General features: G+C 63.7%; 23 protein-coding genes. 14 read left to right on the plus strand and 9 right to left on the minus strand.

Going from position 1 to position 22,604, the window contains the following annotated elements:
• Positions 1–45 precede the first annotated feature (45 nt).
• From VX037_RS11490 to VX037_RS11500, 3 genes are read left to right on the plus strand one after another with little or no spacing between them, the layout of a single operon-like run.
• A complete protein-coding gene (locus VX037_RS11490; RefSeq protein ID WP_235723141.1) occupies positions 46–300 on the plus strand; it encodes a BatC protein in 255 nt (84 codons plus the stop codon).
• Positions 301–308: 8 nt separating this feature from the next.
• Positions 309–1,565 carry a cupin domain-containing protein gene (locus VX037_RS11495; RefSeq protein WP_235723140.1) on the plus strand — a complete coding sequence of 419 codons (1,257 nt, stop codon included), beginning with the start codon at positions 309–311 and terminating at the stop codon, positions 1,563–1,565.
• Positions 1,558–2,448 carry a sucrase ferredoxin gene (locus tag VX037_RS11500; protein ID WP_328714312.1) on the plus strand — a complete coding sequence of 297 codons (891 nt, stop codon included), beginning with the start codon at positions 1,558–1,560 and terminating at the stop codon, positions 2,446–2,448. The genes VX037_RS11495 and VX037_RS11500 overlap by 8 nt, the downstream gene beginning before the upstream one ends.
• Positions 2,449–2,469: 21 nt before the next feature.
• Here VX037_RS11500 and VX037_RS11505 read toward each other — a convergent pair whose 3' ends face one another.
• The 3 genes from VX037_RS11505 to VX037_RS11515 form a co-directional block, all read right to left on the minus strand.
• A complete protein-coding gene (locus VX037_RS11505; protein WP_235723138.1) occupies positions 2,470–4,581 on the minus strand; it encodes a glucose PTS transporter subunit IIA in 2,112 nt (703 codons plus the stop codon).
• Positions 4,582–4,773: 192 nt separating this feature from the next.
• The gene (locus tag VX037_RS11510; protein ID WP_235723137.1) at positions 4,774–5,592 is read right to left on the minus strand and encodes an SDR family oxidoreductase; all 819 of its coding nucleotides are present in this window, start codon (positions 5,590–5,592) and stop codon (positions 4,774–4,776) included.
• Between the two features lie 137 nt (positions 5,593–5,729).
• Positions 5,730–6,071 (minus strand): hypothetical protein, encoded by a 342-nt coding sequence (locus VX037_RS11515; protein WP_235723136.1) that lies wholly within the window; start codon positions 6,069–6,071, stop codon positions 5,730–5,732.
• Positions 6,072–6,206: 135 nt separating this feature from the next.
• Between VX037_RS11515 and VX037_RS11520 the strand changes: the two genes are divergently transcribed.
• Entirely contained in the window at positions 6,207–6,617 is a 411-nt protein-coding gene (locus VX037_RS11520) for a YchJ family protein (RefSeq protein ID WP_235723135.1), read from the plus strand.
• A 3-nt stretch (positions 6,618–6,620) separates the two neighbouring features.
• On the opposite strand, the gene VX037_RS11525 is transcribed toward VX037_RS11520, so the two are convergent.
• Positions 6,621–7,247: a DUF2461 domain-containing protein gene (locus VX037_RS11525; RefSeq protein WP_266061150.1), complete on the minus strand. Its 627-nt coding sequence runs from the start codon at positions 7,245–7,247 to the stop codon at positions 6,621–6,623.
• Between the two features lie 114 nt (positions 7,248–7,361).
• Here VX037_RS11525 and VX037_RS11530 point away from each other — a divergent pair, with 114 nt between their 5' ends.
• From VX037_RS11530 to VX037_RS11540, 3 genes are all read left to right on the plus strand, one after another.
• Positions 7,362–8,039, plus strand: a complete 678-nt coding sequence (locus VX037_RS11530; RefSeq protein WP_235723119.1) for a phosphoribosyltransferase — start codon at positions 7,362–7,364, stop codon at positions 8,037–8,039.
• A 143-nt stretch (positions 8,040–8,182) separates the two neighbouring features.
• Positions 8,183–9,796, plus strand: a complete 1,614-nt coding sequence (locus VX037_RS11535) for an SLC13 family permease (protein ID WP_328714314.1) — start codon at positions 8,183–8,185, stop codon at positions 9,794–9,796.
• Positions 9,797–9,901: 105 nt separating this feature from the next.
• Entirely contained in the window at positions 9,902–10,351 is a 450-nt protein-coding gene (locus tag VX037_RS11540) for a DoxX family protein (RefSeq protein WP_235723117.1), read from the plus strand.
• On the opposite strand, the gene VX037_RS11545 is transcribed toward VX037_RS11540, so the two are convergent.
• Entirely contained in the window at positions 10,335–10,988 is a 654-nt protein-coding gene (locus tag VX037_RS11545) for an MBL fold metallo-hydrolase (RefSeq protein WP_328714316.1), read from the minus strand. The genes VX037_RS11540 and VX037_RS11545 overlap by 17 nt on opposite strands.
• 134 nt (positions 10,989–11,122) lie before the next feature.
• Here VX037_RS11545 and VX037_RS11550 point away from each other — a divergent pair, with 134 nt between their 5' ends.
• On the plus strand, positions 11,123–11,890 hold the full coding sequence (locus VX037_RS11550) for a glutamine amidotransferase (RefSeq protein WP_328714317.1): 768 nt from the start codon (positions 11,123–11,125) through the stop codon (positions 11,888–11,890).
• Between the two features lie 41 nt (positions 11,891–11,931).
• Here VX037_RS11550 and VX037_RS11555 read toward each other — a convergent pair whose 3' ends face one another.
• Positions 11,932–12,354 carry a DUF1801 domain-containing protein gene (locus VX037_RS11555; RefSeq protein ID WP_266061071.1) on the minus strand — a complete coding sequence of 141 codons (423 nt, stop codon included), beginning with the start codon at positions 12,352–12,354 and terminating at the stop codon, positions 11,932–11,934.
• A gap of 132 nt (positions 12,355–12,486) precedes the next feature.
• Here VX037_RS11555 and VX037_RS11560 point away from each other — a divergent pair, with 132 nt between their 5' ends.
• From VX037_RS11560 to VX037_RS11585, 6 genes are all read left to right on the plus strand, one after another.
• Positions 12,487–12,762 (plus strand): hypothetical protein, encoded by a 276-nt coding sequence (locus VX037_RS11560; protein ID WP_372474986.1) that lies wholly within the window; start codon positions 12,487–12,489, stop codon positions 12,760–12,762.
• Positions 12,759–13,583: a hypothetical protein gene (locus VX037_RS11565; protein WP_328714318.1), complete on the plus strand. Its 825-nt coding sequence runs from the start codon at positions 12,759–12,761 to the stop codon at positions 13,581–13,583. Before VX037_RS11560 ends, VX037_RS11565 begins: the two co-directional genes overlap by 4 nt.
• A 58-nt stretch (positions 13,584–13,641) precedes the next feature.
• Positions 13,642–15,570 carry a fumarate reductase/succinate dehydrogenase flavoprotein subunit gene (locus VX037_RS11570; protein WP_235723111.1) on the plus strand — a complete coding sequence of 643 codons (1,929 nt, stop codon included), beginning with the start codon at positions 13,642–13,644 and terminating at the stop codon, positions 15,568–15,570.
• A 20-nt stretch (positions 15,571–15,590) separates the two neighbouring features.
• Positions 15,591–16,340, plus strand: coding sequence for a succinate dehydrogenase/fumarate reductase iron-sulfur subunit (locus VX037_RS11575; protein WP_235723110.1), 750 nt, complete (start codon positions 15,591–15,593; stop codon positions 16,338–16,340).
• A gap of 249 nt (positions 16,341–16,589) precedes the next feature.
• Positions 16,590–17,960 (plus strand): ammonium transporter, encoded by a 1,371-nt coding sequence (locus VX037_RS11580; RefSeq protein WP_235723109.1) that lies wholly within the window; start codon positions 16,590–16,592, stop codon positions 17,958–17,960.
• Positions 17,961–18,179: a hypothetical protein gene (locus VX037_RS11585; protein WP_235723108.1), complete on the plus strand. Its 219-nt coding sequence runs from the start codon at positions 17,961–17,963 to the stop codon at positions 18,177–18,179.
• A gap of 293 nt (positions 18,180–18,472) precedes the next feature.
• Here the strand turns inward: VX037_RS11585 and VX037_RS11590 are convergent, their stop codons facing one another.
• From VX037_RS11590 to VX037_RS11600, 3 genes are read right to left on the minus strand one after another with little or no spacing between them, the layout of a single operon-like run.
• The gene (locus VX037_RS11590; protein WP_328714320.1) at positions 18,473–20,257 is read right to left on the minus strand and encodes an ADP-ribosylglycohydrolase family protein; all 1,785 of its coding nucleotides are present in this window, start codon (positions 20,255–20,257) and stop codon (positions 18,473–18,475) included.
• Positions 20,254–21,027, minus strand: a complete 774-nt coding sequence (locus VX037_RS11595; RefSeq protein ID WP_328714322.1) for a DarT ssDNA thymidine ADP-ribosyltransferase family protein — start codon at positions 21,025–21,027, stop codon at positions 20,254–20,256. Before VX037_RS11595 ends, VX037_RS11590 begins: the two co-directional genes overlap by 4 nt.
• Complete coding sequence (locus tag VX037_RS11600; protein WP_328714324.1) at positions 21,024–22,424, minus strand: 3'-5' exonuclease; 1,401 nt, start codon at positions 22,422–22,424, stop codon at positions 21,024–21,026. The genes VX037_RS11595 and VX037_RS11600 overlap by 4 nt, the downstream gene beginning before the upstream one ends.
• Positions 22,425–22,604: the final 180 nt, after the last annotated feature.

Below are 22,604 nucleotides of genomic sequence, written 5' to 3' on the forward strand. Positions count from 1 at the left end.
AGAGGAGTCGTGACAACCACGGCTCCGCCGACGAAAGGACGATCGATGGCCCTCGACGACGATGACATCACGACATCCGACTCCGGCGGCGAAGGCGTCGCCGATGGTGGCTCCAATCCGGGTGGACATGACGGTGGGGCCGATGGCACCGCGAATGCCGGTGAGGGTCCTGCCGATGGTGGCTCCAATCCGGGTGGACACGACGGTGGGGCCGATGGCACCGCGAATGCCGGTGAGGGTCCTGCCGACGGCGGCTCCAACCCGGACGGTCATGACGGCGGCGCCGACGGCACCGCCTGAACGACGGAATGCTGAGCCGCTGTATCTCGATCGGTGCCGCGGATTTCGCACGCGATCATTGGGGCCGGCGCCCGTTGCTCAGCCGGGCCGACACGCTCCCGCGTGACTTCGGTGATCTGCTCTCGCCGGCGACCGTCGACGAACTGCTCACCGCACGCGGGGTGCGTGCCCCTTTCATCCGGATGGCGAAGGACGGCGGGTTGCTGGCTCGGGACTGCTATGTCGGTCCGGCAGGCTTCGGAGCGGAGATCGGCGATCAAGTGGACTCGGCGAAGGTGCTGTCGCGTTTTGCCGAGGGTGCCACGATCGTGTTGCAGGGACTGCACCGGTTGTGGCCGCCGGTGATCGACTTCGCGCGGGGCATGGTCGACGATCTCGGCCACCCGGTGCAGACCAACGCCTACATCACCCCACCCGCCAATCGTGGATTCGACCCGCACTACGACGTCCACGACGTGTTCGTCCTTCAGGTGTCCGGCCGCAAACGGTGGTTGGTGCACGATCCGGTGCACCGCGATCCGCTCGACACCCAGCCGTGGACCGATCACCGGCCCGCCATCGAAGCGCGGGCGCGCGAACAGCCGGTGATCGACACGGTCCTCGAGCCCGGCGATGCGGTGTACCTGCCGCGCGGTTGGGTGCATTCGGCGCAGGCGATGGGGGAGACCTCGATTCACCTCACCGTGGGCGTCTCCGCAGTGACCCGACACGACGTCGTCCGAGCCATCGTCGACGCGCTCGGCGACAACGACATGCTTCGCGAATCTCTGGCCATTCCACTGGATTTGGCCGATCATGATCAGACCGCGGTCACCGCCCGCTCGGTACTCACCTCGGTGATCGACGTGCTGCGCGAGGAAACCGACGAACTCGCCGATGCGGCAGCGACCCGTCTGTCACGACGCCACGCCGAACGAACCCGTGCGGTGGCGGTGGCACCGTTGGCGACGCTCGACGCGATCGGCCGAGTGGACACAACGACGGCGTTCCGCTGGCGACCCGGTTTGATCGGTTCCCTCCGGCATTCCAACAGCTCTGTCACACTTCGGCTTCCGGACCGTAGCATCACCTTTCCGGCCTCATGCGCCGACGCGCTCGTGGCGATCCGGTCCGGGCAACCCGTGATGGCAGGAAACCTGCCCGGGCTTGACGGTTCCGACGGATGTGTGCTGGTGCGCAGACTACTGCGTGAGGCCGTGCTGGTGCCCGTCGAGCCGTGCCCGATCGAGCCGACGCCCCACGACAGCACCGAGTCCGATGGGTGATCGTCTCCCGTGCAGCGACTCCGCCCGCGACCGCGGTGATCCCATGTTCGGCACCGCGTCGGCCGGGAACAAGTGGGTGCTCCTCGAGATGAGCGGTGCGTGGGGTCCGTCAGCGTTCCTGGAATCCCCGCGGATCCTCGACCCCCGGCTCGGCCGCGCGATCGTGCGGCGCGTGGAGACCGAGCGAATGCGGATCGTCGCGATTCGTCGTCCCGGTCGGCGCCCATCGGTGCCCCGGTGGCGGTGGTTCATCGTCGACGCGCGTCCTGGATCAGAAACGGTGCACCACGGTGAGGTCGCCTCACCGGCGGAGTATCTCGACTTGGCGCTCGATGGGACGGACGGCGAACGGTTCGATGATCCGCTCGTGGCCGTGTGCGCGCACGGCAAACATGACCAGTGCTGCGCGGTGCGGGGGCGCGCCGCCACCGCGGCAATAGCGGCGGAGTACCCGGAGTGGACGTGGGAATGCTCCCACCTCGGTGGGGATCGATTCGCCGCGACGATGATCCTGTTTCCGCATGGGCTCTGCTATGGCGCAGTCGATTCCGCTGACGAACCGTCGGCCATCGTGCGTCGCTACACGCATGGTCGGCTCGACAACGAGTTCCTTCGCGGCCGTACGTCGTTGCCACACGCGGTGCAGGCCGCCCAGTATTTCGTGCGTCGCGCAACCGGCGACGACCGCATCGATGCGCTCAGTCCGGTCGACGTCCGCCGAGGCGACCACCAGATCGAGGTCGTGCTGTCGGGGCCGGATGGACCCATCGGAGTGACCCTGGCAGAGCACATGTCTGATCCGCTGCACTCGACGTGTGCGGCATCGGTGGCCGGGCGCGTCCGGCAGTTCGTGATGGTAGGGATGAACCGGGTGACAAGCTGAGCCGTCCGGTCGGGCGGCGGCTCAGGCCGGCGGCCGGGGCTTGGCCTCGACTGCGATCACCGGGGTGCCCACGGTGGCGGTGCCCTCGGCGATCTGATCGACGGACGCGAACTTCTTGGTGTTCATCACCACCACGGGTGTGATCAGCGGGTAGCCCGCCCTCTCGATCACCGCTCGGTCGAAGGTCACCAGCGGGGTGCCCGCATCGACCTTCTGTCCCGCCTTCACCTTGACGTCGAACCCTTCGCCTTTGAGTTGCACGGTGTCGATGCCGACATGGATGAGCAGCTCGATGCCACCGTCGAGTACAAGGCCGAAGGCGTGACCGGTGGGCTGCGCGGCGACGACCATCGCCGCTGCGGGAGCGTAGACGGTATCGCCGGACGGTTCGATCGCCACGCCGCCACCCATGGTGCCCTTGGCGAACACCGGATCGGGTACATCAGACAGCGCCACCACGGTTCCCTCGAGCGGAGCGCCGATCTCGGTGACGACGCCCCGCTCGGTGGGGGCGGCCGACTCGGCTGTGGACGGCGCGGTGGCGGTCGCGGCGGGCGCGGTGCTCACGGCGGTGGCGGCGCCGCTCGGCACCGCGGCGGCTGCGGCGGCCGCGGCCACCCCCTCAGCGGAATCGTCGATCGGGATCGCGCCGGCACGTTCGAGTCCGGCGTCGCGGGCGGCCTCGAACTGCGCCTGCTGTTCGGCAGTGCGGTACCCGGACAACACCACCAGGATCATCGCCACGGCGAAAGCGGCGGCGACCGCGATGCCGTAGAGCACGATGCTGTCGAATGCGGGGATCGTCAGCAGCGACGTGAAGACGAACGCGTTCGTGGTCACGCCGCCGCCGATACCGATGATCAGTCCGCCGACGAAGCAGCCGACCAACATTCTCGGATAAATCCGTTTGAAGCGTAGATGGATACCGTAGAGCGAGGGTTCGGAGATGCCGCCCAGGAGTCCGGCGGCCAGCGCGCCGGTGGCGGTCTGCCGCATCTGCATGTCGCGTTCGCGCCACGCGATGAGCAGCACACCGGCAGTGGCCCCGAAGCACGCGAAGTTCCAGGCGCCCATGGGTCCCTGGATGAAGTCGTAGCCGATGGTCTGGATGTTGAGCAGCATGATCGCGTTGATCGGCCAGTGCAGGCCCAGCGGGACCATGAACGGGTAGGCGAGCGGGATCACGATCGCGAAGATGAACGGGGAGAAGTCGTTGATCGACTTGAGGACGTCGGCCAGACCCGCACCGACGTAGACGCCGATCGGCCCGATGATGAACGCCGTCAACGGGATCATGATGAGCATGGCGAGGAACGGCACGAAGATGAGCTGCACGTTCTCCGGGATGATCTTCTTGAGGTACTTGTACAGCGGGCCCAGAACGGCTGCCATCAGCAGCGGCGGGAACACCTGGGAGCTGTAGTCGAAGACCGTCAGCGGTATGCCGAAGATATCGATGGTCTGGACTTCGAAGCCGAAGACGGTGTTGGTGGTCGCCTGATCCATGAACGCGGTGAAGCCGGGCAGCATGAGTACGGCCATGATGGCGAATCCCACCCACGGATCCGCGTCCAGCTTCTTCGACGCGTTGTAGGCGATCATCAGGGGCAGGAACACGAACACGCACTGCCAACAGAGGTTCACGAACTGCCACGACGGGGACAGGTCGGTGCGGGGGTCGGCCCAGTTGCCGATGATGTCCAGGGTGCTCATCAGCGACATGAACGTGATGAACAAAGAGGCGCCGAGCAAAGCGCCCAGGATCGGTCGGAAGGAATCCGACAGGTATTCGAACAGGGAATCCAACCACGCGTTCTTGCCGCGCGGTCCCTTCGCCCGTGCGGCCGCCTTGATGGCCGCCGCGTCACCGCCGGCGTTGGCCATCTGTGGCAGCGCCATGATCTCGTTGTAGACCGTTTGTACGGCACCGCCGATGACGATCTGGTAGCGGTTGCCTGCCTGGGGTACCGCGCCCATGACGCCGTCGATCGCTTCCAGGGTGCCCTGCTCGACCTCGGAGGCATCGCGCAATTGGAAACGCAGACGGGTCGCGCAGTGCGTCAGACTCTCGATGTTGCCGGCGCCGCCGACGCCCGTGACGATCTCGGATGCCGTGTTGGTCGAGGTAGACATGACTCTCCCTTGAGCTGTCCAGTCTGCAGGTGTGGGCGACCGCGAAGCCCGCCGGCAGTCATGTCCGGAGCGGCATCGACGGCGTTCTGGATGCTATCCCGTGGCACCGGACCTGCGAGGGCGGATCGGAAAGGAGATGGCCAACAGTGACCATCCGGGGCGCAGTTCAGTGCTGTTGCGACGCGAATCGACTCACTCGCGTGGTGTGGCGATCGCTGCCACGGCGCCACCGTCGACCAACAGATCTGTCCCGGTGATGAAGGAGGCCGCCGGACTCAACAGGAAAGCGGTGGCGTCGGCGATGTCGGCGGCGGTTCCGAGTCGGCCGGTTCCCGACATCGCGATCATGGCACGCATGGCATCACCGCTGTCGCCGCCGAGCTCGGCTTGCCCCATGGCGGTCGCGATGACCCCGGGGCTGATGCTGTTGACGCGGGCGCCACGCGCACCCCATACGCCGGCCGCGGCACGCACCCGGACATGGTTGGCTTGTTTGGCAATCGCGTAGGCGCTTCCCGGGTCCCCGGCCAGTTCGGTCAGGAAGTCAAGCGACAGCAGCTCGGAACTCGGGGTGATGGCGAGCGCGGCGGCGTGGTCGGCCGCGAGTGGGGGATAGATGTGGCCCGCCATGCTGGCTACGACGACCCCGGCACCGCGTTGGGCGACCACGGCGCCGAACGCGTCGAGCGACAACGCCACGCCCAGCAGGTCGACCCGCAGGATCGCCTCCACCGGTGCCTGCACCGGGGAGAGCCCAGCCGTGTGGATCACCTGGTCGACGTTGCCCAGTGACGCCGAGAACTCCGCCAGCGCTGTCACCGAGTCCGCCGATCCGACATCAACCGTGCGTCCGACCGCATCGAAGCCCTCGTCGCCGAGGGCGGCGACGTCCCGTTCGAGGCGGGCGTCGTCGACGTCGGCGAGGACGACCTTACGCCCGCAGGCCTGACGTCGGGCGATGGCCAGACCCATGCCGCCCGAACCGATGACCACCACGATGCTGTCCGGCATGTCGCTTCCTCACTGTCGACGAATCACCTTCGACAGTCTGTCATCTCGCATGTGTGGCACCAGAGTCGATGGTCCCGCTATGTCCTCGTACGGGGCCGGTGAGCCGGTCAGATGACTCGCGGTCAGACGACTCGCGGTCAGGCCACGCGACGATCGGCGGCCGCCACGTCTGTGAGCAGACCACCCGGATCGACGATCATCACCACCGGACCGATCCGGTCCTCGGCGCGCTCGATGATCGACTCGATCTGGACCGGATCGGACGGGTCGGACACCACCGCCCACACCCGGCCGCTGACCGACGCGTCAATGAACGGAACGAGGTCGTGGGAGATGGCGGAGGTCAACACGACTCGACGGCCAGACCGCAGGATCTCGTGCACCACCGACTGCGCCCGGGTACTGCCGTCCATCACGACCAGCATGCTGTCTGTGGTGGCGGTGGGAGTGGTCGTATGGAGCTGTCGTGTGTTGTTCATGGCACCCATGTCATCGTCGCGCCCTGCGATGGACGTGTGGCGTGGCTGTCAGTTCGCTGCGCACTGCCCGGCCGGGGACGTCTGTGCGAGCACCTGGGGCGGGCGACCCCGGCGGTCGGCGCTATCCTCGCCGACATGAGTGACGTGACCGGTGCTGCGGATGGAGATCGACGCTGCCCCTGTACCTCGGGTCTCACGTTCGGCGAATGCTGTGGTCCGATCCTGAGTGGCGCACGCCGCGCGCCGACCGCCGAGGCATTGATGCGGTCGCGGTTCAGCGCTTTCGCCATCGGCGATCGTGACCACATCCTCGACAGTTGGCACCCGCGGACCCGTCCGCGTCGGCTCGTCGTCGACGACGGCATCCAGTGGTATCGACTCGATGTCGAGTCCGCCTCGGGGGGAACGCCTTTCGACAACACCGGCGAGGTGACGTTCACCGCGCACTATCGGGCGGACGGCGAGCGCAAAGCGCTGCACCAGCGCAGCCGGTTCGAACGGCGCGACGGTCGGTGGGTCTACCTGGACGGAACCGTCGAAGGCTGAGCGTCACCCGTGCCGGCACACCCAGTCGATGAGCGGCGTTGCGGCACGCCAGTCCTTGCGTATCTGCTTGACCAGGGCCGCCGAGTGGATGATCTCGTCGAAGCCGTAGTCGCGGGCGATCGTCAACGATTTGTGTCGCAACAGTTCGATACGCGGATGATCGGTTGACCAACCCCGCGGCGCGGTCTTGAGCACGTCACCGCCGAGTTCCCATCCGGTTCGGGTGTACTTGTTGACCAGTTGCTCGAGTTCGGCGCCGTGAATCGCATTGTCGATAGCCGATCGCAGAGCGGCGAGACGTTCGCCGGAAGCCTCGTAGAACCCGGCGCCCACCCGCACGCCGGGCGCTCCGATCTGGACGTAGTAGCCGGTCGCCGGACCGACCGCGACGAACGCTCCCTGATGGGTCTTATAAGGGGCTTTGTCCTTGGAGAACCGAACATCGCGGTAGGGGCGAAAGATCTTGGCTGAGCCGAACTCGGCGGCCAACTCGTCGGTGAGTTCAGCCATCGGCACGGCGACCGCAGTGCGATAGGTCCCTTTGTGGAGCTCCCAATACACCTTGGAGTTGTCGATTTCCAGGTCGTCGTAGAAGTCGAGTGCAGCCTCGGGGAAACCGGTGAAGGCCATGACCGGCAGCCTACGCGCAGTCATGTTTCGGACCGTTCGTCGCGGGTAGTCTCATTTGCGTTGGTGCGGCTTCAGACAACCGGTCGCGTGGCATTGAGCTGAAACGAGGTTGTCATGACGAGCCACATCTTCGCCGGGCGGGCGTACCGCAATCGGGTGCATGCCGGGCGAATCCTCGCCGAGCACGTCGAGCGGCACCTCTCCGCTCTGCCCGCACCGGCCGCCGAGACGTCCGTGATTGCGCTGCCGTGCGGGGGAGTGCCGGTGGCTCGACAAGTTGCCGAACACCTCGACGCCCCCCTCGACGTCTTGCCCGTGCGCACCATCGGTGTACCGGATCAACCGGAGCTCGCGGCTGGTGCGATCGCGTACCCGGGGGTGATGGTGACCAATGACGAGATCATCGGCGGCCTCGGCATCACTCCGGATGAATGGAACACGCTGGTACGTCGTACGCGGGCCGAACTCGAACGCTGCACCCGTGTCCATCGTCATGGACGTGCCGGGATTGCGGTCCGTGACGCTCACGTCGTCGTGGTCGATGACGGGGTGTCGACGGGAGCGACGATGCGCGCGGCGGTCGGCGCGCTACGCCGTCTCGGTGCGGCACAGGTGACTGTTGCGGTCCCGGTGGGGCCGCCGGGAATGTCGGAGAGGTTCGGCGATGTCGACCACGTCATCTGCCCGACTCTGTTGGAGTCCTTCCGCGGTGCGTGCGCGGCCTACGACGAATTCGAGCCGATCACCGATGCGGACATCCGAGAATTGCTGAGCTACGCCGGCACCCGTTGAGCGCAGTCGTGCCCGACGCGTCGATCGCACCTCGTACCGGCTGGTAGGAGCGATCTCGCCACGTGGTTGGCAACGATGTTATGGCCATTCCCGCGTGCTGCGGACAGGAAACGTGCCATGGTGACCGCAGACGAGGAGGTCGCATGGCACAGGCTGGCGGTGGCGATCACAACGATCAGCGATCGGCCGATCAGTTCGACGAGGTCGACCGCCGATCCGCCGGCGAGCGGGCCGAGGAGGTGAAGCCGGGCCGGCGCAGACGTCAGTGGCTCGGACTCGGCGCGGGCATACTCCTCGCGGTCATCGTCTACCTCGTGTTGCCCTCAGATGTCGACCATCCCGCGCGATTGACCGCTGCGACCGCCGTGCTGATGGGCGTGCTGTGGATGACCGAGGCGATCCCGATCCCGGCGACGGCGCTGCTTCCGCTGGTCATCTTCCCGGTGTTCGACTCCGACGTCTCGGTCAACGACGTCGGTGCCTCCTACGGCAACAACATCATCTTCTTGTTCATGGGCGGTTTCATCCTCGCGCTGGCGATGCAACGGTGGAACCTGCACCGCCGCATCGCCCTGCTCACGGTGAGCGCCATGGGGACGAAGCCGACGATGGTGATCGCGGGCTTCATGATCGCCACGGCATTCCTGTCGATGTGGGTGTCGAACACGGCCACCGCGGTGATGATGATCCCGATCGGGGTGTCGGTACTCATCCTGGTCCTCGATCTGCGGTCGAACACCGAGACGTCGGACTCGACCGAGGGCACCGATGCGGCGACAGCAAGCGATCAGCACGCGATCACCCAGGCCGTGATCACCAGCAACTTCGGCACCGCGCTCATGTTGGGCATCGCGTATGCCGCATCGATCGGATCGCTGGGCACCATCATCGGCACGCCGCCGAACACACTGCTGGTGGGGTACCTGGAGGGCGAAGGCATCGACATCGGTTTCCTGGAGTGGATGATCGCAGGGGTGCCGCTGGCCGTGGTGTTCCTCGTCATCGCCTGGTTTCTGTTGTCGCACGTCTTGTTCCGACCGGAGATCGATGACATTCCTGGCGGTCGGAAGCTGATCCGAGGTGAACTCGACGACCTCGGACCGATGTCACAGGGCGAGATCCGGGTGGCGGTGATCTTCGCCCTCGCCGCTGCCTCGTGGATTGCGGTTCCGCTGATCTGGGATGAGGACCCACCCATCTCCGACACCGGGATCGCCATGACGGCCGCGGTCCTGTTGTTTCTGCTCCCCAGTGGCGTCACACCAGGAGTCCGGCTACTCGACTGGGAGACGGCGGTGCGGCTGCCGTGGGGTGTCCTGTTGCTGTTCGGCGGTGGGTTGGCCTTGTCGGAACAGTTCGATTCCAGCGGCCTGACCACATGGATCGGTGACGTCGCCGCACGCCTCGACGCCATCCCGGTGATCGTCCTGATCATCGTGGTGACCGCGGCGATCATCTTTCTCACCGAGATCACCAGCAACACCGCGACAGCGGCGACCTTCCTGCCGGTGGCGGGCGGGGTGGCGATGGGGATGGGCATCGACCCACTGGCGTTGACGGTGCCGGTCGCCCTCGCGGCGACGTGTGCGTTCATGCTGCCGGTGGCCACCCCACCCAATGCGGTCGCCTACGGCAGCGGATACGTCACGATCGGTCAGATGATCCGCGGTGGCGTCTGGCTCAACCTCATCGGGATCGTGTTGATCACGCTTGCCGGGTACACGCTGTTCGCCTGGTCGCTAGGAATCTCCTTCTGATCTCTATGGTGTGCAACATTGTTGTGCACCACATAAATCTCGGCTACCGTCGATGACGTGCCGGGACGGTGTCGCGACGTCCGAGAACGAGCGTCTGGGGGATCAATGTTGTTGTCACCGAACACCACTCGTCAGTCTCTCGGACGAGCGATCGCACGCGTGGCGCTCGGCGTCGTGCTGGTGGTCGCCGGCGTGGGGCATCTCACGGCCCAACGGGCCGAGTTCCAGGCGCAGGTGCCCGACTGGGTGCCGTTGGACAAGGACTTCGTCGTGCTTGCGTCGGGTGGTGTCGAGATCGTGCTGGGTCTGGCGCTGATCGCGTTGCCCAGGTATCGCAAGCTCGTGTCCTGGATCGCGGCCGCGTTCTTCGTCGCCGTGTTCCCGGGCAACGTATATCAATACCTCGAGCACATCGACGCATTCGGGCTCGACACCGACACCAAGCGACTGGTGCGTCTCTTCTTCCAGCCGGTACTGGTCCTGTGGGCGCTGATCGCCGGGTCCGACGGCAGGCGAGGTGATCGACGAGTCGAGCAGATCAGCCCGACACGATAAGAGTGGTGACCTCGCCGACACCCATGATCTCCATCGGCGTCTTCGTCAGCGAGTTCTCGCCGAGGAACATCTCCGAACTGGTCTTGCCGGTGTCACTGAGCATGAGGTCATGAATCGCGATCGTGCGTTTCGGGGCGAGCGTTCGTACATAGTCGATCGCCTGCTCCGTCGAGATCCACGGACCGCTGATGGGCAGAAGCAACACCTCGACCGCGCAGTGGGGGTTGAGGTACGCATCGCCGGGATGGAAGACGTGCCCGTCGATGAGGAAGCCCGCGTTGTCGACCATCGGGATCTCCGGGTGGATCACGGCATGATCGGCGACGAAGGCGACGACGTCGAATCCGGCTGCGGTGAACGTATCCCCGCTCGAGACCGCATGCGCGCGGTCGGCGACGTCGGTGAGCGTGCGGGTGACGGCGGCGGGCCCGTACAGCTGCAACTCAGGTCGGCGCTGCATCTCCGCCACGATCGCGTCACCGTCGAAATGATCGAAGTGCTCGTGGGTGATCAGTACGGTGTCGGCCTGACTCAGCAGCTCTGCCGCATTCGGTGTGAACGCCCCCGGATCGATCAGCAGCACGCCCGCACCCTTGTCGAGGGTGACGGTCGCGTGAGTGTGCTTGGTGAGGCGCATGATTCCTCCGGCGTGAGGGTTGAATCGGCGGTTGACTGTCGTCACCGACTCTACAAAGTCTGCCGGAGACAATTCGGGTCTGCCGTTGGCAATTCGGGCGGCAACGATGATCGGTCAGGGCACAATGATTGTTCGTGCCCAGACGAGAGGATCCGCCGACGACAGCTGGTGCGCGCCCTTTCCTGCTGTTGTCCATCCGCGCCGAGCCGGCGGCCGCCGTGGACGAGCATCGGTCTGTGTTGCGGTTGGGTGCCTTGGCCGAGAACGAACTACGCGCGATCAATCTGACCCAGCGGCCGTTGGGACACGTCGATCTCGACGACTGGTCGGGCATCATCCTCGGCGGCGGACCCTACAACGTGAGCGACCCCATCGCGGCGAAGAACGCGACCCAGCGTCGCGTGGAGGCGGAGCTGTCTGAGCTGACCGAACGGATCGTCGCCGCGGATTTCCCTTTCTTGGGCTGCTGCTACGGCGTGGGCACACTGGGCTCGGCGATCGGTGCCGCAATCGACCGCACCCACGGCGAGCCGGTCGGGCCGCTGATGGTCACCCTGACCGACGCTGCGCACCACGATCCGCTGTTCGCCGATCTACCGGTCGGCTTCGCGGCCTACGGCGGGCACAAAGAAGCAGCGACGCGGCTACCTGAGCACGCGGTACACCTCGCTTTTTCACCTGACTGTCCGGTGCAAGCCTTTCGGGTAGGGACCAATGTCTATGCCACCCAGTTCCACCCTGAACTCGACGCGGAGAGTCTGTGCACGCGCATCGACGTCTACCGCGACTTCGGCTACTTCGACCCGAGCGAGGCGAGCGCGCTACAGGCCACCGCGCGGGCGACCGACGCACAGCACCCGCCCACCATTCTGAAGCGCTTCACCGAGCGCTACCGGCGTTGAGTGGCCCGCCGCAAGTGAATCGGACACATACACCTCGGTGGTCAGCTACGTGGATCGTCGCCTCGGCTGTAGGCGATGCGGATCAGTCGGCGTAGCACATCAAGGTCGATCTGCTCCAGGCGTTTGACGTACACACACCCGGCGCCTTCGGTGTAGGTGCCGAGGTCGGGAAGCAGCGCAGCTCCTTCGGGGAGATCCTTCAGGCCGTAGAAGGATAGTGCCGACTTGCGGGGGGAGAAACCGACCTTGGGCCAGTCTCCTTCCGTACGAGAGGTTTTCGACGGTGAGACATAGTGATACGAGCCGTACCCGACGATCGAAGGCCCCCACATCACCGGTTCCACGCCGGTCTCCGTACGCATGATCTCGTCGACGCGGTGCCCTTCGGTGACCCGGTGGGCGGGTGTGGCGCGATCGAGGAACTCCTGCACCGACGCATCGGTCGGCTGGGTCTTGATCGTCATGGCAACAACGTATTGTGCGCCGGTCGAGAAGTCACGGGACACGTTCGGTCAAAGCCGTTGACTCGGCCGACCCACCCAGTAGTGTGGTGTTTGTCACATCATTCTGGAGGGAAAACCATGGTAGCGGCCGACATGAAGGATCTCCATCGCAGCATCGGGGCGCTGCGGCATCACCTCGTCACGCTGAAGGCGCATTACGGGGATGTCGATGCCGTGCGACGGATGGCCAACGACCTCGACCGACTCGAGATCGACCTGCATGAGTTCGAGCACGCACTACCACCGCGGATTCGCGCGAAGGGCAAGGACGACGTCATCTACGTCCCGGACAGCAAGTCGGACGAAGCCGCGTGGCTCGGCGCGCAGGATGAAGGGCTGGGCTTCCACTCGCGTGAGCGGACGAAGTGAGCGCGCCCGCAGCTGAGCGGGACACTGCCGGGGTTTTCTCCCTGGGTCGGGCGCGCATCGCAGCGCGTACTCTTCGATCGGACAGATGGTGGCTGTCGCCGCTGCTCACTGTCCTGGGCCTGTCGGCATTCGTCGTCTACGCGACGGTCCGGTCGTTTGTTCGCAGCGCCTATTGGGTGGCCGACTATCACTACCTGACACCCTTCTATTCGCCGTGCCTGAGCGACTCGTGCGTGCCGGGATCAAGTCATTTCGGCACACCGTTTCCGGAACTGCCGATGTGGATTCCCCTCGGCTTCGTGGTGCTGCCGTTTCTGCTCGGCTTTCGCCTGACCTGCTACTACTACCGCAAGGCCTACTACCGGTCGTTCTGGCAGTCCCCGCCGGCGTGCGCGGTCGCCGAACCTCACCGCGGGTACACCGGTGAGACGCGGCTGCCGCTGATCCTGCAGAACGCGCACCGCTACTTCTTCTATGTCGCGTTGATCGTCACGGTGATCAACACCTACGACGCCATCACCGCGTTCCACGGCAAGGACGGGGGGTTCGGCTTCGGCCTGGGCAACGTGATCTTGGTGGTCAACGTGATCCTGCTGTGGGCCTACACGGTGTCGTGTCATTCGTGTCGTCACGCCACCGGTGGTCGGCTCAAACACTTTTCCGCACATCCGGTTCGGTACTGGATGTGGACTCAGGTGACTCGGCTCAACACCCGGCACATGATGTTCGCCTGGATCACCCTCGGCACCCTGGTGCTCACCGATTTCTACATCATGTTGGTCGCCAGCAACACCATCTCGGACCTGAGGTTCGTGGGGTGATTCGCTTGACGCGCAGCGTTTGCTGCGCAATCGATCTGACGTTGGGAGTTTCTGCCAGATGACCGAACCGGAACGCCACAAGTATGACGTCGTCGTGATCGGTGCCGGCGGTGCCGGTCTGCGTGCGGTTATCGAAGCCCGTCAGAAGGGCTATTCGGTCGCAGTGGTGTGCAAGTCGCTGTTCGGCAAGGCCCATACGGTGATGGCCGAGGGCGGGTGTGCCGCGTCGATGGGCAACGCCAACTCCAAGGACAATTGGCAGACGCATTTCAAGGACACGATGCGGGGAGGCAAGTTCCTCAACAACTGGCGCATGGCCGAACTGCACGCCAAAGAAGCGCCCGATCGGGTCTGGGAGCTGGAAACCTATGGTGCGCTGTTCGATAGAACCGAGGACGGGCGGATAGCCCAGCGCAACTTCGGCGGCCACACCTATCCGAGGCTGGCCCACGTCGGCGACCGGACCGGCTTGGAACTGATCCGGACCATGCAGCAGAAGATCGTCTCATTGCAGCAGGAAGACCATGCGGCAACCGGAGATTACGAGTCACGCATCAAGGTGTTCGCCGAGTGCACCATCACCGAACTGCTCAAGGACGGTGACGCCATCTCCGGGGCTTTCGGGTACTGGCGCGAGTCGGGTCGGTTTGTGCTGTTCGAGGCGCCCGCGGTGGTGCTCGCGACCGGCGGTATCGGCAAATCCTTCAAGGTGACGTCGAACTCCTGGGAATACACCGGCGATGGTCATGCACTCGCCCTGCGAGCCGGTGCCAGCCTGATCAACATGGAGTTCGTCCAATTCCATCCGACCGGGATGGTGTGGCCACCGAGCGTCAAAGGGATCCTGGTCACCGAGGGGGTGCGCGGCGATGGTGGCGTCCTGAAGAACACCGACGGCAAACGTTTCATGTTCGACTACATCCCGCCCGTCTTCAAAGGCCAGTACGCCGAAACCGAAGACGAGGCCGACAAATGGCTGGCCGACAACGACAGCGCCCGGCGCACACCGGATCTGCTACCGCGCGACGAGGTCGCCCGCGCGATCAACGAAGAGGTCAAGGCCGGGCGCGGCACCGAACACGGCGGTGTGTACCTCGACATCGCATCTCGTATGCCCGCCGAGGAGATCATTCGCCGGCTGCCGTCGATGCATCACCAGTTCAAGGAGCTCGCCGACGTCGACATCACCGCCGAACCGATGGAAGTGGGGCCCACCTGTCACTACGTGATGGGCGGTATCGAGGTCGATCCGGACACCGGGGCGTCCCGCGTCCCCGGGTTGTTTGCCGCCGGAGAGTGCTCCGGCGGCATGCACGGGTCGAACCGATTGGGCGGCAACTCGCTGTCGGATCTCCTGGTCTTCGGTCGCCGGGCGGGGCTGGGTGCGGCGTCGTATGTGGAGTCGCTGCACAACCGCCCGACGGTCGCTGCCGATGACATCGAGCGAGCGGCGGCGTACGCATTGGCGCCCTTCGATCCGCCCGTCGACGGGACGCCGGAGAACCCGTACACGTTGCATACCGAGCTCCAGCAGTTCATGAACGATCTGGTCGGCATCATCCGAAAGGAGGCGGAGGTACAGCAGGCGATCACCGCGCTCGAGGAGATGCGCGCCCGCCTGGGCGGCATGCAGGTGGAGGGGCATCGTCAGTTCAATCCGGGCTGGCACCTGGCCGTCGACCTCCGCAACATGCTGCTGGTGTGCGAGTGCGTTGCCAAGGCGGCGCTCATGCGCACCGAGAGCCGCGGCGGGCACACCCGCGACGACTATCCGGACATGGACCCGGCGTGGCGCAACACGTTGTTGGTCTGTAAGACCGTGACCGGCGACGATTCGCCGGTCCCAGAGGTCACCGTGGTCACCGAGCAACAGGTCCCGATGCGTCCGGATCTGTTGGAGGTGTTCGAGTTCGACGAGATCGTGAAGTACTACACGGCCGACGAGATCGCCGGTCATCCAGACGCCGGAGGCGCCAGGGAGAACTGACCGCAACGAGGAGAACCGATATGGGCTATGACGCGAAGTTCCGGGTATGGCGTGGGGACGCCGACGACGGTGACCTCCAGGATTTCACCGTGCCCGTCAACGAAGGCGAGGTGGTTCTCGACATCATCCACCGGTTGCAGGCCACCCAGGCGCCCGATCTGGCGGTGCGCTGGAACTGCAAGGCCGGTAAGTGTGGATCGTGTTCTGCAGAGGTGAACGGCCGCCCCAAACTGCTGTGCATGACCCGGATGTCGACCTTCACCGAGGACGAGGTCATCACCGTGACACCGATGCGAACTTTCCCGGTCATCCGTGACCTGGTCACCGACGTGTCGTTCAACTATGCGAAAGCTCGTGAGGTCCAGGCGTTCACACCCCCGGAAGGTCTGGCGCCGGGGGAGTACCGCATGAAACAGGTCGATGTGCAACGCTCGCAGGAGTTCCGTAAATGCATCGAGTGCTTCCTGTGTCAGGACACCTGTCATGTCGTCCGTGACCACGAGGAGAACAAGCAGGCCTTTGCTGGGCCACGCTTCCTGATGCGGGTGGCCGAACTCGACATGCATCCCCTCGATATGGCCGAACGGCGGGATTCGGCCCAGTACGAGCACGGATTGGGGCTGTGCAATATCACCAAATGCTGTACAGAGGTCTGTCCCGAGCACATCAAGATCACCGACAACGCCCTGATTCCGATGAAAGAACGAGTCGCCGATCGTCATTACGATCCACTCGTGTGGTTGGGCAACAAACTCTTCCGGCGCAAGTAGGCGTAGCCGCTGCGAAACCCGGCACTTTGTTCTGGTGAACACGGGGTTGCACATAGCCACGGGCGATCCGCAGGTCTGGTTGTGCAACAGCAACTTCTGCCGCGCCGCGCCGGTTACGTCGGTTTTACCATCGAGGACTGCACAGGAACGTTCGCTAATTTATGGTCAATCGTGCGTACACCGGTAGTGCGCACCGAACACTGATGCGAAACGCTCCTTTTCCCACTCCTTGCCTGCGGAGGTCCTGCCTTGCCACCAGATGTAGAGGGCGCCATCACCACGATGGGGTCGGTCAACAACGAATTCTTCTACTGGATGTCCATCGCGCTGATGATGCTCATCCACGCGGGGTTCCTCGCTTATGAGGTGGGTGCATCACGCTCGAAGAATGTGCTCGCCACGGCGATGAAGAACCTGCTTGCCTTCGCGACGATCATCGCCTCGTTCTTCTTCGTCGGCTGGTTCCTGTACAACGCGATGCCCAGCGGGTTTATCGAGATGACAGACGCCGCACAGGCGGCCCTGCCCTGGAGTGACAACATGGGGCCCAACACCGCGGACTCCGCCAGCGGCATCTTCTGGGGCGCTTTTGCGCTGTTCGCGGCCACCACCGGCTCCATCATGTCCGGTGCCGTACTGGAGCGGATTCGCACCAGCGCCTTCCTCGTGCTGACCGTGCTCGTCGGCTCGGTCGTGTGGATCATCGGCGCGGCGTGGGGCTGGCACGGCGCCGGCTGGATGTTGACCGAACTCGGCTTCCACGACGTGGGCGCCGCCGGTTGCGTCCACATGATCGCCGGATTCGCCGCCCTCGGCATCCTGATCAACCTCGGCCCACGGCTGGGTCGGTTCAAGGCTGACGGCACCCCGGTCACGATCCGGCCGCATAACCTGCCGCTGACCATGGTCGGACTGATGCTGATCTTCACCGGCTTCTTCGGCTTCCTGATGGGCTGCGTCATCTACAGCAACGAGGGCTACGCCACCATCTACGGGAGTCCGACGACCCTGTCCGCCTTCGCATTCAACACGCTGATGGGTCTGGCGGGAGGCATCATCGGTGCTTACCTGATGTCGCGTGGTGAGCCGTTCTGGACCATCTCGGGTGGCCTGGCCGGTGTCATCGGCGTCGCTGCCGGGTTGGACCTCTACCATCCCGCCCTGGCGTTCATCATCGCGCTCGGTGCCGGCGGCCTCATCCCGTACATCGGAAAGTTGTTGGAGAAGTTCAAGATCGACGATGTGGTGGGCGCGGTGGCGGTCCACGGCGGTGTCGGTCTGTACTCGGTCGTCATGGTGGGAGTCTTCCTGTCCGGGTATCCCAACACCGATGGCAACCCGTCGATCTCGCTGTGGGGCCAGCTCGTCGGTGCCGTGGTCTTCATGGCGCTCGGTTTCATCCCGGCCTACCTGGTGTCCCTGGGTATGAAGAAGATCGGCATGCTGCGTATCCCGCCGGAGGTCGAAGCGCAGGGCCTCGACCTCGCCGAGGTCCCGGCCACGCCCTACCCCGAAGGCATTCCGGTGACCGTCATGCGCGGCGACACCGGTGACATCGTCGCCGTGCCGGCCGACGATGCGGGCGAAGTCGTCACGATTCCCAAAGAAGAGGTGAAGTAGATGTTCAGTCCGATCGATTCCTACGACGACCCCGGAGTGGTGTTCACCTTCGGCGGCTTCTCGGTGGGTGTGTGGATCGTCTTCATCCTCGCGGTGGCGCTGTTCATCGGTTTCTTCGTCGCAATGGTCCGCCACGAGAACCACGCGTACCAGGCGATCATCGAACACGAACCGATCGAGAAGGGACCTGCGGCGGAGGGGGAGCCGCCCGTCTACTGACCGAAGCCGGCGAGGTCGGTCCCTGGTGACATTGTGCCGTAGATCGGAGTCAGCATGTGACTTCGATCTACGGCACAAAACCCTGTTACCAGGGGTTTCGTGGTGCCCTCGGTGAGACTCGAACTCTAAGGCCGTGCTTCTGAGTGCTGCGGCGCTGTGTCAGAAAGGTCTTGTGAACTGCGGAAACGCGTCTATGCGTGTCACTCGGGATCAATCGGAATCGGGGGGTTCTGTTGTCAATTTGTTGTCAGGCCAGGTGGTCATGGCCAGCGCGGGCCGAGCGGAGAGGCAAACTAGTCCGAAATGACTCGTAGATTGTTTAGGCTGGGTTCCTTGATCCACAGTGCGGTCCGGTCCTTCGACCACGCAACTTGGACGTTCGGGAAGGTGGATGCGCGGTCGGCGACGGTCGCAAGGTCGCCTGCACGCACCGTGATCACGGCGGGGTGTTCATCGCATGGGGTCTCGTGCTTACGCCTACCCATGACTAGAAAGTCGCCTACTTCGGTGCGGTCGGCGTGAACCCTCACCTGTAAGCCGAGTACTTCAGCGAAGAACTTGGTTGATGCGGCGAGATCGGTGACGTGGATTTTGATGCTCATGACATTTGGTCTGGGTGGAGTCTTTGGAAACCCCTCAGAGACTGCCGATCCAGAGCGATCGGCATTGTCAGTCAGTTCGACATCAGACGTGTCCCGGTTGTTGCGGACGCGGGCGTCGTGGGGTCGTGTGACTTTGTCGTGGATCAGCGTCTGACCGTCGAAAGTGACACCGACGACACGGGTGACAGAGTTTCGGGTTCTGCTGTCGAGGTCATGGAATTCGCGGATCTGCCAAGGCCGGCCGTCGGGAGCAGTGTCGCTGCTGCCCATGGATAGCACATCATTGCTCCACTTGCGGAGTTGGTTGCTTGAGGTAGCAATCGGAGTTTGAACCTGCAGTGAGGTCACGGAGTCGTGGTCTCCGCTCGCAAGCATGATTGCGAGGTCACGAATGTACTCTCGGTCCTGGACGGTGCTAAGCAACTCGCCGAGCCACGCGGTGCCATGGACGGCGCCCAGCACCGACCCGGTCATCGAACAGAGCGTGTCCGTATCCGCGTTATCAAGGAACCCTGTCCGTAGGAGTCCGCTCATCGGGCGTGTGGCAGCACGGCTGGCCACATAGATTGCTGCGACGGCTGTGACAGTCCCAGACCCGCTTTGGGAATTGTCGAAGCAGCCAAGAGCGTTGAGCGCGCGCTGATCATTTCCTGTCGCTCCGCGGGCAAGTTCGCCGCGCGCGATACCGATGAGCTCGTCGACTTCCATGACGACTCGCGCCCAACTATCGGCTGGGTGCTCGGATGCGTAATGACGGTGGCTCGCAATCCAGTCGGTATCTGCCGCGTGAACGAGAAAGTCCGGTAGCCGCCAGATCTCACTGTTCGATACCGCGTCTAGTAACTCGCCGTATTCAAGAGTGTCTGTTTCCAAGACTGCATGTCGAACTGCGAGCGCATGCAGGCAGGCACCTATGAGCGCTCGAGGGTGTCCGTGTGTGGTCAGACCGTCACGAACCACCCGAGTCATTAGCTCACCAGGATCATCGTGGGAACTGCGAATGGCGTGTGGAGCGATACGCATTGCTACGCCATTTGCTCCAGCATTGAAGTAACTGGCGATCTTCTTCTCGTCACGCTTGTTCCGTGCAATCCATGGTGGGCGGTTGTCTGCCCATGCACGAGACGCCGAGAGGATTGCTCGACCGCCGCCGCGTTCGAATAGTGGCCAAACTGGAAGTTCCACGCTGGTCAGCCAGTCGTACCAGTCATCGTGAAGACATGCACGCGCCACGGCAAGGAGTAGCTGAGTGTCGTCACTGTATTCACCGGGCGCAACGGGATCGATATAGCGGGCGAACTGATTTCCGCCGCTTCGCTCCCAGTGACGGAACTCTGGTTTGGGATTCACTCTGCGCGCGGACTTGCCTCCGAGAATCTGGCTGCGGTTCTCCTGTGGCCAGCCAAGAGCGTCTCCAACAGCTGCACCAGTTAGGGCGCCAACACTCTTTTGGGTGCTAATTCGGGTTTCGCTCAACTGCTTCCACCTGCCGACGGTCTCCAGAGGTGCTCGGTCGGTGCATATCCTGATTGGAGCGCTGCTGCCAGTTTCTGAGCGTCGTAGAACTGCGGTGCGTAGCTCCATTTGAAACGCTCTGGGTTCAGGCCGTGCGCCACGAGAAGGCCGTGTAGCTCTTCGCACTGTGAGGCATCCTTCGCAACAATACCTGTCACTAACGACACCGGAATCGCACCAGGGATCTGAACCTCAGCCTGGAGATCAGTGGGTACTGCCGGATGGTGGCTAGTCCTCCGTGGGTAGCTCGCTGGGATCGAGGGATTAGCCCACAGCTCGACTAAGCGTTGTGGGCCGACTCCGCCAAGTTGGCCGCGTTCTCTAGCGGCATTGCATGGATAGAACAAGACGCCGTCACGCAGGACCAATTTGATGCTAAGGGTAAGGCACACCCATTGCTCATAGTTAACGAAGTCCTTCTTGGCCCTCGCTCTTGCTTGGTAATAGGCGTTCGGATACTCGAACGAGCAGCACACATATCCAGGGTGGCCGTCTACGCGCTGGTTATCTGTCGGCGTGAAACGGAGTTGCTCATCGGCTTTGAGGTCGTCACTGGGCCGGATCTCTTCGTCGCGCAAGATGTTGTACAGGTTCAGGGCTGGAGTGAAATGGACTAGGCGTGTCGCGGGCAGAGCAGCGAAGGCCTCCGCCATGTCGGCGTACGAAATTGGGGAAGTGCCGAAAACGAGGTCGGTCCGGGTGGTTGGATTGGCTGGGACCTTTTCGTTCATGCGTTCTCCTCCCTCCATAGGCCATTGTTGGCTGGGAGGAGACGCGAGGGTTGGCCCGAATGCGACATTACTAGGCTGGAGCGGGCACGAGTGACAGCGACGTAGAGGAGTCGTGCTTCGCGCGCGTAAGCTTCGTTGTCGTCGTAGGCGCGCAGGACGTCAGGGTGCGGCAGCTTAGCGTCGTTGAGCTGCGGCAAGAACACCCCGTCGAACTCAAGGCCCTTCGAAGAGTGGTAAGCGCCGACGTAGATCCCAGGTCTCTCATCCCATCGACCCATGGACTCCCGGAGCGGCGTGTACGCAAGCCCGGCGGCTACGCGCTTGGCTTCGGCCCATGTACGCGCCAAGATCGCGATGCTCTGATCTTTACTTGCGTCCAGCGCAAGGTCGCGTATGTACTCGGCCTCGGAAGCGGCGTTGTCACACCGTACGAGTGTTGGCATTGGTCCGGCTGCCTTTGGCGCGCGGGGCAGTACCAAGTCGAGGTCACCGGTGGACATGAATTCGGACTCTGTCAGAGCGATCGCGACGTTCGCGATCTGCGCGGTGTTGCGCAGGTTGTCCGCAAATCGCTCAACTTGGCGCCCCCGCAAGTCGATACCGGACTTTTGCCAGGAAAGCCCCTGGCCGTAGATCGCCTGATGATAGTCGCCAAAGAACGTCAATGATCCGCCGGGCGCCACCGCAGCGACCAGGGAACGAATAGCCTCTGGCGAGAGGTCTTGCCCCTCATCGATGATGATGTGTCTATAACGACGCGGGTCGTGGTCATTCGCCAGGCTGTCTGTGACAGCGGTCGCGATGTCGTACCAGTCGTATCGGTAGCCGCAGGCTGCGCGGATGTCGCGGTACGCATCTCGTACTGCCCATACCGTCTGTCGTGCGTCGCCGCGTGTCAGTGGGGTCTGGCGCCCCAGGCGGTCGACCGCTTGATAATCGGCCAGCGAACATATGCCCATTCCGCTGATCCAATGGAGTTCATCCACGATCCAGCCAAGATCGCGGTCAAGAACTGCATGCGTGTACCCGGCGGCCCGAACGTTGGTCTTGGCTCGTTCCACAAGTGCACGGACGTCGTCAGGGCCTGCGATTTGGTTGTAGCCCATCCTGCCGACCGAGTTCAGGTAACCACGGGCAAACTTGCCGTAGGTCTCAATTGTGATGGCGTTGCTGCTGGCAGGCGAGAGATAACGAAGATACTTCACCAGAGTGTTGTTGTAGGTCACCACCAGGACAGGGCCATGGTTCAGCGTGCTCGTTCGGGCGAGATGATCAGCGCGGAGCATCGCCATTGTCGACTTCCCGGTTCCAGCGGTCCCGAGGACCACGTGATGGCGGTCGGCCGACAGAAAGATAGCTTTGTGCTGGTTGCCCTTGGGCGTCGGGAGAGGGCTCATCGCTTGAACGGCCGACCGCGACACAATCGGATCGTGCTTCGGGCTTCATTCGGTGGCAACACTGACATCCTCCTGGTTGAGCACCGCCAGACGGAGGGCGCCGGAGGATACCGGCGTTCTGGGGCTAGTTTCGACCCTACGCCTGCTGTGAGTGCCCGTGCGACGCAACACTCCGAGCGC

The sequence above is a fragment of the Gordonia sp. Z-3 genome, from assembly GCF_036233855.1.
In the GTDB taxonomy this organism is placed as follows: Bacteria; Actinomycetota; Actinomycetes; order Mycobacteriales; family Mycobacteriaceae; genus Gordonia; species Gordonia tangerina.